The 11,678-nt window shown below is 43.5% G+C and carries 7 protein-coding genes; all 7 read right to left on the bottom strand.

The features are described from left to right. Window positions 1-124: 124 nt before the first annotated feature. The 7 genes from Q5866_RS09770 to Q5866_RS09800 all read right to left on the bottom strand — a co-directional run bounded on the left by Q5866_RS09770 (window position 125) and on the right by Q5866_RS09800 (window position 11,567). Complete coding sequence (locus Q5866_RS09770; RefSeq protein ID WP_292270219.1) at window positions 125-2,209, bottom strand: thioredoxin family protein; 2,085 nt, start codon at window positions 2,207-2,209, stop codon at window positions 125-127. A gap of 18 nt (window positions 2,210-2,227) precedes the next feature. Further along, complete coding sequence (locus Q5866_RS09775) at window positions 2,228-3,334, bottom strand: thioredoxin family protein (protein ID WP_303179976.1); 1,107 nt, start codon at window positions 3,332-3,334, stop codon at window positions 2,228-2,230. 119 nt (window positions 3,335-3,453) lie between these two features. After that, a complete protein-coding gene (locus Q5866_RS09780) occupies window positions 3,454-4,350 on the bottom strand; it encodes a hypothetical protein (RefSeq protein WP_303179978.1) in 897 nt (298 codons plus the stop codon). 2 nt (window positions 4,351-4,352) lie between these two features. Continuing rightward, entirely contained in the window at window positions 4,353-5,945 is a 1,593-nt protein-coding gene (locus tag Q5866_RS09785) for a RagB/SusD family nutrient uptake outer membrane protein (protein WP_186975869.1), read from the bottom strand. A gap of 10 nt (window positions 5,946-5,955) precedes the next feature. After that, window positions 5,956-9,603 carry a SusC/RagA family TonB-linked outer membrane protein gene (locus Q5866_RS09790; RefSeq protein WP_303179979.1) on the bottom strand — a complete coding sequence of 1,216 codons (3,648 nt, stop codon included), beginning with the start codon at window positions 9,601-9,603 and terminating at the stop codon, window positions 5,956-5,958. Between the two features lie 88 nt (window positions 9,604-9,691). Continuing rightward, window positions 9,692-10,843 carry a FecR family protein gene (locus Q5866_RS09795; RefSeq protein WP_303179980.1) on the bottom strand — a complete coding sequence of 384 codons (1,152 nt, stop codon included), beginning with the start codon at window positions 10,841-10,843 and terminating at the stop codon, window positions 9,692-9,694. 157 nt (window positions 10,844-11,000) lie between these two features. After that, a complete protein-coding gene (locus Q5866_RS09800; protein ID WP_303179981.1) occupies window positions 11,001-11,567 on the bottom strand; it encodes an RNA polymerase sigma-70 factor in 567 nt (188 codons plus the stop codon). Window positions 11,568-11,678: the final 111 nt, after the last annotated feature.

Raw genomic sequence — 11,678 nt, forward strand, 5'->3', positions numbered from 1 at the left:
AACTTATTTTATCAGAAACGGGGAAGAAAATCGACTCCATTTTAAACTTGAACAGCCCTTTGAAAGTTCATTATTCAACTTTCAAAAGGCTGTTCAAAATTCCAAACCAAGTAAAAAATATACTTTACTTCAAGTTAAGAAATTGTTTATACCACTGTATATATTTAGGGTCAGTAAGAGAATCAACTATCTCTTTCCCCCACGCGTTCCACTCTTCCGTTCTCCCCGGCTCCATCGCGAGGACATTCGCGTATAAATCCGCGAACGGAATCTCTTCCGGCTTCATGCCTTTACTTGCTTTCTTGTATTCCTTAACGCTACAAACCTTGTTCTTGAACAGTTTGACAACATTTGCCAACCCTATTAATTGACCCGAGTTCTGTAACTTATTTTGTTTAATAAATTGTATCGTTCTATCTATATCTTCGGCAGTGGTTCTTGCTTTCGCGTTATAAAGGACTTGATTTAGGTCGGAATTAATTTGATACGCGACCAACTCATCCACTTTCTCGACACCTGATTTCTCACGAAATTCCTGAATATTCGAAAACAAATAATTCTTCATATCCGAACTAATCATGGAAAATTGAGGGTGATACAGCATCCAAAATTCGGGAGAAACTCTCTGCTCGTCATCAAGCAAAGCGAATAGCTCCACGGCAACAAGCGAAGTTCTCGGGCTAGATATCTTAGCCAGTGCCATCAAATATTTCACCATAAATTCGGGCGAACGCTCACCCATTGCATATCGTGTTTCAAGTTCTCCCACGGCTTTATTATCATCAAAGGTTTCGCTCATCCGTTCGATGAAATCACCTTGCATGAGATTGGACACCCGGTGACGAACATCCCCGTATTTATCAATCATAACCACCACGTTGGGAACAATGACACCATATTTTCTGGCAATTCTAGCTCCATCCCCTTCTCCAACGTGTATTTTATAATTTATAAAGAACTTATTCAAGTAATCCCCCACCTCTTTGCTAGAGAAGAGCTTTTCATTGATAAGTTTTGAAGTTTGACCGTCATTGTGGAAATACAAGAATATATACCTCCCCTCGAGGAAAGCTCGCTCCACGACCTCTTTCAATGATGCCAAATCTTCCCAATACACGCCGTCCTTCCCAGACACTCTTCTGGAAGTGAGCCCTATTTTAATAATCCCCTCTTTAACCACCTCATCTTTCACGGTTTCTTGTGCCCGTAAGGCTATATCTCCCAACATTCTCGTGTGTTCTTTACCATTGGCAAGCGAGATAAATAATTTTGCCGCCTCGAATATCGTTCTTTTTTCCGAATCATCCCATACATCCAAATTGGCATCAAGAATATCCAGATAAGCCCTTTCATCATAATTTCCCCGGGCTTCAGCCAATTCGGTTATCTTCAAAAGAGCCTCTTTACGAGGTACATCGTTATTTTTAAGCAAATCCTTAATAACCGGAACCTTCTCGTATTTTTTCGCTGGTAACTGGTACACGATCATCATGTTCAATTCGGTTATAAACGAATTATAAATCAACTTACCAACCTCTTCTTTCCCGACTTCTTTTTCAAAATATTCCCTATTGGCGCAAACGAACTTCATCTCCTCGCCCTCTATGGTCGTTGCCCGCGAGCGTAACAATGTCCAATAAGTCGGGTTTAGCTTATCCTTTTCTGAAAGTTTTCCCCAAAGGTCATCACCCACGGTTTGAGCCTTCACCACCTCTCCGGAGATAGAGAGCAATTTCCAATATGCCATTTGTTCCGTTTTATCCAGCTTCCCCGACTGATACAACGTTTCATACTCCGCAATGCTGCTTGCCTTTAAACCACACTCGACGTTTTCAATCAACTCCTCGAGCGACATCGCCCCGACAAGTTTATGCATCAGTTTTCCATCAGCATTAATAATCAAAAAGGTAGGATACGCATCAACCCCGTACTGTTTCCCGATAGCCGGACCTTCACCTTTTTCCATATTGATTTTCACGCAAACAAAGTTCTTGTTGAAATAATCACCGGCAGCTTCAAGCGTGAAGACATTATTCGCCATCATCTTGCACGGACCGCACCAAGAAGTATAACAATCCAAAAATATGGGTTTATTCTCTGTCTTCGCTTGCTCGCGAGCTTTCTCTAATGACAATTCCTGAAAGTTGGTTTGAGCGAAGATAACTACGGAACACAAGAGTCCCACAAATACCAATAATAACTTTTTCATTTTCTTTTACTTGTAATATTAATTCTGTTTTTGTTCCCTAGCATTGAGCATATTTCCCAGTCCGATTTGCAAAGGTTGATGCCCGGTATGCTCGTAAGTGTACTCGTGTAATTTCACCACGCGAGCGTATTGTTCCTCCGTCCCGGAACCCGCGATGAAAATTGTCACGGGAAAATAAAACCAAACCAAATCCTCTCCATCAATTTTCGGGAATTCTTTTTCACATAACACGAGTACTTTTTCTATTTTTTCTTTGTTCTTGTTATCCGCCCAAGCGGCACGCAACGCTTGCGCCAAAGAGGCATAAACATCAAGGCGTGACCGAGAGTTAAAGTGATGAGGTTTCATCTGCTTTATCACTTTATCCAAGTCATCCATCTTTTCCCGACCGCGAATCATATCCCTCAATTTTATCTCAAAAGCCATCGAGATTCTCTCCAACACTTTTTCCTCACTCATGCTCTCGCGAAATTGGTCGAAATGTGCAAACAGGAAATCCATCGGTTCCGAACAAATCGGGGATAATACCTGATTATCATAAATGTACCAATATTCTCTATTCGACTTTTGGGCGTCCGGAACCACCTTGAACAATTCCGCGCGTACTTCTTGTGCTTCCGCGATCATTTGGGCTTTCAACAATTCCTGCAAATAATTTGTCAAGAAAGAAGCATCCCGGTTACCCTCCGCATACTGTTTTCCCAAACTGGCAATTGAAGCCGACATGGCCTCTTCCACCATTTTTTTAAACTCTGACGGGTCAATCGTGGCGCCGACAATTTGATTTTCTAACCCTTGAGCGGTATTCAGTAACAGGAATGTCGGGTATGCCTGAACGTTGAACTTTTGCGCGAGGACTTTGCCATCTTCCTCCGCACCCGTGTCATATTTCACGCACACGAAATGCTTGTTCATAAACTCACCCAACTGTACGTTCGGGAATACATCGGCAGCCATCACTTTACAAGGCCCACACCACGATGTGTAAAGATCTACAAAAACCATTTTCCCTTCCGCTTTCGCCTTTTCACAGGCTTCGTTTAATGTCAATTTCTGGAAATTTGTCTGCCCGAAAACCAGCGCAGAACACAAAATCCCGACATAAATCAATAGAATTTTTTTCATTTCAGTTCATTTTATACAATACAAAACATACTTCTTTCAATTACGGCGATGTGTTCCTTAATGGAAGAGAGTTTGACTCTCTTCCATTAATAATAACACTTTATGAATAAACGAATAATCTATATAGGAACCCCTATTTCCTTCAATACTGACACTATAATTCTATACTTGATCATCACGGCATCAAATGCCCCGTACGACGCTTCGAACTCTTCCGGCGTAGAAGTAAATATCGCACTGATATACATACCGACATCCTGAGTTTCCGTGGGCATATTACCATAATCATAAGGATTCGGGTCTTTCAAGAAACCGACAGTTCTCGGATCAGAGAACCCGTAAGTATTATAAAAACGCCACCCATTACAACCATACAAATCTGCCTGCGTATAGCAGCCGCGTGTCGTCTGATAGAACACTGCCAGTTCTTCAGCATAAGCAGCGATCGGCGTGGCAAGGACTGCATTAAGAACAGCTCCTTTCATGTTCAGCCGTTCCGCATCGCTCATGTCCCCAAATTCGGTAACACGGGAAATCAGCACGGTGTTCAATCCTTTGAAAGCCTCCTTGCTTGTTGCCGGATTATAGGGCGTTAAAGATTTCAACAACAAGAAACTGCGAATTTTAATACTCTCGGGCAGAACAGGCACGATTTCTTCACGCAGGAATTCAAGCCCGTCGACAACATTTTCTCTCGGACATAACTCGTAAGCTGAAAACGGATTAGGGGTTTCCGTTCCTCCCAACGCTGATGCACCGAACTGCAAGATTTCGTAATGTGTATAAGAATTACCCCAGTTATCGACGCGGGTTTCTTGCCCGATCGTATCGTTATAGAACACGGGAATCCCCGTTTCCACGTAGAATTGATAAATCGCCCGGTCGACAGGATCATCCGAATTTTCAATCGTGAACCAATCTTTACCGAGGTTGGAAGGCGTCAAATTATCTTCCTTGTCACACGCCGTGAATAACACGGACAAAAGCAATACATAAAGGAATTTATTCTTTCTCATAATCAATCTCTTTGAAGTTCTCTATTCGGGCGAATCTCGTTCTGGAGTTCTCCCCGGTTAAATTCAATAGCATAGTTCGGAATCGGAATCATCCAAGCCGCCCGATCTCGCGTGTAAGCATTCAACTCGTAATAACCGTTTTCATACCAAGTTCGTGAATTTGCTTCATAAGCATTATTCCGGTGTCGGATAGTGAAATTATCCGGCAGAGGGTGAATACTATTCACGGCATAGCGTCGCAAATCAAACCAACGATGTCCCTCGAAGCAAAGCTCCCGACGGCGTTCATCGCGGATAAAGTCAATCAATGCCCCACCCGTTTCCGTTACCGACGGAGCTACCACGAATCGTTTGGAACGCAACTTTTCCAACTCGGTTTTCGCATCCCCATCCCGGTTCAACATTGCCAATGCCTCTGCCTTATTCAAAATCACTTCCGGCAAACGAATCAAAAAATCCGCCCCAATCTCGTCATTATCATTATAATCCGTCCACGTCTTATACTTATCGGGAATAGCCGCGTGCAAAGAATTCTTGAAAAAAGCGGTTCTGCGCAAATCCCCATCGCCATAACATCTCAACAGCTCCTCGGACACTTGGTACGAAAACGCTTGCTCCGGATATGTATAATCCGGATTCGGATTATTCCAATCGGTCGAAGAATTCAAGAATGTCGAAACAACAGCATTCCCCCCCTGCGTGAAAATCGTTTCAGGCGATGTCCATGAAATCACGTTTTTCCCATCTGTCCAACTGTTCAAATCCATCACCGAATAAGCCCCCGACATTGCCTCGTCTGCGGCGGCAATACATGCCTCATATTCTTCCATATACAAATACACTCTCGACAACAGCGCGTTGGCGGCAACTTCCCCAACCCGCAATGTCGAAGAAGGTATTATACCTTCCAGACAAACAGTTGCACGTTTAAGATCCGTGACTATCTGCGAATACACCGCTTCCACCGAACTACGGCTAAAATATTTATCCTCTATATGTTCAGTGATTTTTAAAGGCACTCCGGCATCACGGGACGCGGTAGCTTTGCTATAAGGCATCCCGTAGATATTTACCAACAGGAAATAATAACCTGCCCGAAGAAAATGCGCCTCGCCTTCCACCCTGTTCAACAACTCGATATCCTCTTCTTTCGAACGAAATTCGTCCGCCATGTAAATGATGGAATTCAATACCCCTATACTCTTGTAAAACCGTTCCCAATCATTATCCCTGTACTGGTCGTTCTCCAAAGTCAAAAACGGGTCGGAACCCCAATGATAGAAAGAACCCAGTACATTACGCGGGTAATTCGAAGTGTAAGGGAATACCCCCTCCACGAATTCCTCCGCGTCATCATCCATCACGTGCAACCACGGGTAATTCATGGTAAGCCCGCTACTGAAACTCATCGTTTCCTGAGTACTGGAAGTAAGGTTCGGCGTTTGCATAAAACATTCACCTCTAAGCAACTCGTCCAAATCCTGCGCCGTGGTTGCATATCGCTGATTCTGCGAATATTCTTCCAAAAAATCACCGCAAGAGCCAAGACCAAGGGCAAGCACCCCGAATATATAAATTAAAACTCTTTTTTTCATCGCTCAAATTTTAGAAAGTGATACTAAGATTACACGAGTAAGTCGGACGTACCGAAAGATTTACACTCGGCGACGAACCGGACTGGGTAGGATCCTGTCCCCGTAACTTTTTATGGGCTATAGTGAACAAGTTCGTTCCCGTCAAGTTGATATAGGCAGACTTAAGACCTAATTTCTTGCAAAACCGATCATCCACGTTGTAACGGAAAGAAAGCGACGATAAGCGCAAGTAATTTCCACTTACCACCCGGATGTCCGAATTATCATACATCTCGTAAATATTAGATGCAATTGTATGTGTCACATTCGATCCACTATTCCACCATGGATTAGTATGGGCTCCCGCAACTGTATTCAACGCAGGAATATTGGTATAATTCTCGTCACCCGGCTTTCTCCAACGATTTACAAATTCACGCCGCAAATTGCTTGACGGATTGGGGTTGGTTGTCCCGTATTCGGTACACAATTTCAACAAACGAATTTTGTTACCCAAACTATAAGCCAGATTAAACGATAAACCGAAATTCCGATACCCGAAATAATTCGAGATTCCCCCTTGCAGGTAAGGCTCACGCCGTCCTGATCTCTCCATTACCTCCAAAAAGACATCTTCCCGTTCCATATTGTTATATTTCTTGCTCAGCTCATCCTGCAATTCATCCTCCGCCCCGTAAAAAATAGGAGAACCGTCTACCGGACTCAATCCTTTAAAGCGATATGAATAGAATGTATTCAAAGGCTCCCCGGCAATATCCACGTCACCGGTCAACATATCAGTATACTCGATCTCATCCCGCAACACGTTATTCCGGTTATTTATCGCACTATTTACCAATTCATTCAACACCTGCCCCAACTGAGGATCTATGCGCCAAACAAACCCTCTCTTCCCGCCATCCAGCCCGGCACGATTGATCGGGGTAAAATTCAAACTCACCTCTATTCCCTTGTTTACAAGCGTCCCGCTATTTACCACGTATTGCTTGGTTCCATTGATTTCGGAAATAGTCTTGGTCAAAAATGCATCCCGTGTCTTTTTATAATAGTATGAAACCGAACCGTTAATCTTGTTTTTCAAAAGCGAAAAATCCAATGTAACGTTCGTGGAGGCTGTCTTTTCCCATCTTAAATCAGGATTCGGGTAATGGGCTACCTTCGAATTAAACTCACCGTATTTCCCTGAATAGTCAATATCTTGCCTAATAATCATATTCGGGGTCTGGTTACTCAACATATTCCCCTGATAACCGAAAGAACCCCTTAACGCGATGTCATCCACCCAATCAACAGATTTCAAAATATCCTGCTTCACGTTCCAACGACCGGACAACGCCCAAATCGGCATCATTCGATCATTTGCCCGTGACCCGAACAAATTGGACGCCTCCCCTCGAATATGCAAATTCAACATATAGCGGTTGTCATAATCGTACCCGGCCATCGCGTACCACGCTACCGAATTCGTCAAATTTTCCGTGATAACCCCCAAAGCATTGGCACTTGCCATAAATCGGTTATAATATCCCGTGTAAGTCTGGGGAATAGAAGAAAACAATTTACCCCGATCTCTATGATACCCACGACGTGTAATATTGAAACCATCGTATCTTTGAGAATTCAATTCCAAACCGGCAGAACCACTCACGTTATGCTTACCCTCTTTTCCCACGTTCTTGACGTAATTTGCTTGCACCCGGGCCATCCAGCTGGTATTGCGCACCTCACTTTTCCGCAATTCACCACCGATAGGACACAAATCATTCCGTTCCGTCTGGTCGTCACGTAACTTGTGCACGTAATAGGTATCCTCCGTGAAATAAATCTCTTGATTCGTGTTGCTTACCGCGTAAGATAATGTCCCCTCCAGTTTTAAATCATCGATAACGTTGTAACCGATATGTGCCTGCATATTAATAGCGCTTCCCTTGGTTTTATCCCCGGAATTATCCATTTCGTTCAACACGTTGAAATTAAACACCGGCATAGTGCTACCTGTCCGCTGATAAAAATAACGGGAACCATCGGGATTAAAAGCCGGAACGGCACGACTCATGTTATAAGCATAATCCAAAATGCCTAATTCCGAAGGATTGTAATCACGGCTAGATACATTTCCCTGAAGCTGGAATCGTGCAGTAAAACGCTCGTAATTAGCCGTCAAGTTCAACGTCGTTGAATAGCGTTTGTTATTCTCGCCTTTTATAGCCCCGTTCTCATCGCTCATCCCGAGAGAAGCATAATAGCGGATATTGGTAGAACCTCCCGACAGGCTTAACGTATGGTTATGTGAAAACACATCTTGACACACAATATCAAACCAATCCGTGTTCAATGTCTCGTAATACGAAACCAACCGGTTATACTCCTTATAATCGATCGCACCATTGTAATAATCTTGTACCACAGCCTCGTATCCTACCCAGCTATCCACATTGTTATAATAAACACCCCGCTCTACCAACTCCCGGGAAACATCTACCCGCTCCTTTGAATTCATCAGATATATAGCCCGGTCGCTGTAACGCGGACGCCGTGTAAAAGAAGCCGTCCCGGAATAAGTCACGCTGGGAGGACCAGCCTTCCCTTTTTTCGTCGTGATCACAATCACCCCGTTACCCGCTTTAGCACCGTAGAGAGCCGTTGCCGAAGCATCCTTCAACACGTCGATTTGTTCTATATCGTTAGGATTCAATCCCGAAATGGCATTCCCCAACAGATTCACGAAGTCCAAGTCATTGATTTGTGCCGGATCCACGTTCACCGGATCGGTCAAAACCACCCCGTCCAGCACCCACAACGGCTCCCTATTGCCCAGAACAGTCGAAGTACCCCGTATCCTCAATTTCGGTGCGGCACCCACCTGACCGGAGTTCTGCATGAAAATCATACCCGGAATACGTCCTTCCAACATCTGGTCGATGGTGTTCACTCCCGCAACCCTTATATCATCCATCTTGATGGTTTGCACGGCACTGGTCAATTTACGCTTATCAATATTCTGATACCCGGTTCGCACGATCACTTCATCCAATTGTTCGGCTGATTCTTTCATGACAACACGAAGAGTATCCTGCCCCGTGTATTTCACTTCTTGTGTTTCCATCCCGATAAATGAAAAAAGCAACGATATATTCTCTGCTTTCGGTAAAGTCAACGAGAACGCTCCCTTCGTATCGGTAGCTGTCCCCAGCGTCAAACCTTTCACGATAACAGTTACCCCGGGAAGCGGCTGTTTTTTCTCGTCCGTCACTTTTCCCGTGATACGTACGACTTCCTTTTTCTCGTCATTTCCTTTGCCCGATACAATAATAATCACACCTTGCTCCACGCGATAAGCCAAATTCACTTTCCCGAGAATCGCATCCAATACCTTCTCCAACTCCTCGTTCTCGAACTTCGCGGAAACATCTTTCACCTTTTCTAATTCGTTGTGATTAAAAAAGAATTTATAGCCCGTCTGCTGGCGTAATTCTTGAATTACATCCAACATGCTTACATTCTCGACATCCAAGTTCACCCGCTTCTGCGAGTAAGTTGCCGCCGAAACTTGTAATAGTAAGAGCACCGTAAAAAAACACGTCAGTTTCATCACTAAAATCATTTTTTTTAGACATACCCACTTAGCGGGGTAGCCCTCGTTTCGATTTTTTTTCATACATTTGTCTTGTTAATGTTAAGATTGATACAAAGATTAACACATTTTCAGCCGGCAGGTGGTCGCAACACCTTCCGGTTTTTACTTATTACATTTTTACAGTTATTGTATTATCCTTTACTTCAAAAACCACGTTTGTCGTCATGGATATAATATTCAATATGACCTCGCAGTTATTGTATTTTTCCAAGTCACCCGTGAAAACTAAATCCTTGACTTGCGGGTTTTGATAAAAAACTTTCACATCATACCAACGAGCCAGTTGTTTCATGATATTTTCCAATCTCTCGCCCTCGATAATCCATTTCCCCTCAGCCCATGCCGTGTAGATTTCCGTGTCTACTTTCACGACATCCGCTTCCCGGGTTTCTTTATCGTAGGTTACTTGTTCTCCGGGAGTAATTACCAATGCATCCGGCATTCCTGTTCCTTGGAATGCTACCTTCCCCTCTACCAGCGTGGTTTGCACGAATTCTTCATCGGGATACGCGTTCACGTTAAACACCGTTCCCAAAACTTCGACCTCTCCATTTTCCGTTTCCACGATAAAAGGATGCCCCGTGTCCTTTACCACTTGAAATAAAGCCTCACCTTCCAATCGTACCCTTCTCTCTTTCCCGATAAACCTCTCCGGGAAACTCAATTTCGAATCGGAATTCAGTTTCACACTTGTCCCGTCTGCCAATACCAAATTGTACTCACCTCCTCTTGGAATAACAAGTGTATTATATTCTTCTTTTTCCTGTTGCATATCTCGAGAGGTTACCATTTTTTGCTTGTACTCCTCAACCACCCGTTCCAAGACGGACGAATCGGTCAACGCAATTTGTTCTCCCGAATTAAATACTAAAAACGCTTTCATCGTACCCGGTTTCAACGGTTTATTCACGGCTACCGCCTCCGGCTGTTTTACCCGGCTATCCGACATCCAATACGTGAATCCCACCCCAAAAAGTATAAGCACCGCTGCTGCATACCCGATGACTTTCTTCCATAAAAATTTACGGGAAGACTTATCGGTATAAATAACGAACTCCGCCCACGCACCTTCCGAATCTACTTTCCGGGACTCCTCTCCCGTGTAGTACACGTCAAAGTAATGCTTCGCCTTCCGGTAATATTCCCGGTTCGCTTCATCCTCCGCAAGCCATTTCTCCACTAGCTGATTCTCCTCTTCCGAAGATTCATGCAATAGCCGTCGCACAATGATATCCCAATTTATATGCATCCTGTCTGTCATAGTTTCATCACAATTACACACCTAAGACACACCGGAATAAAAAACGGAGTACAAAAAAAATGATTTTAACAAAAAAAAATAATGCGAAATAAATGCACTACACTTCATTTCCCTATCAAAAATCAAGTTTTGTTGCAACAGAGTTCATTTTTATTAATCACATCTCTTGCTGGAGCCATTCTATCAACAAGAGAATCGGCACCAACTTCTCACGCAACATCCGGTATGCCCGTTGTACCTGAGTCTTTACCGTCGTTTCGGCAATATCCAATTGCTCGGCTATTTCCCGATTCTTCTTTCCTTCCACCACCTTCAACAAGATAATCTCTTTGCACCGATCCGGCAATGAGTCTAAGGCTTCTTGCAGACGCCGCTGTACTTCTTCATCAATCACAACATCTTCCGTCCCGGAAAACAATTGTGCTTCAAATAACTTATCGTTATGCTCATCCCGGATTTTACGATCACGCAACACATTCAGACAGCGATTCCGCAAAGAGGTATAAAGATATGCTTTCAAAGAGGTCATCACCTGCAAGGTCTTCGCGTGATCCCAGATATAAAAAAATAAATCCTGTACCAGATCCTTTGCCTCCTCCTCGTCATACAAGTAACTCTCGGCAAATAAAACCATTTTAGCAAAATACTGCTCGTAAAGAAACCGAAACGCTTCCCGGTCACGCTTCTGCAAACGAATTAAAATATCGATTTCCTTATCTTCCATGTACATATTACTATCACAGCAAAAATAAACGATATAATCGAGAAAAACAACCACACCAGTAATTAGCTATAAAACAAATTACCTCATCGACAATTAATCATCGACGAGGTA

Source organism: uncultured Butyricimonas sp. (assembly GCF_959596855.1).
Classification (GTDB): domain Bacteria; phylum Bacteroidota; class Bacteroidia; order Bacteroidales; family Marinifilaceae; genus Butyricimonas; species Butyricimonas muris.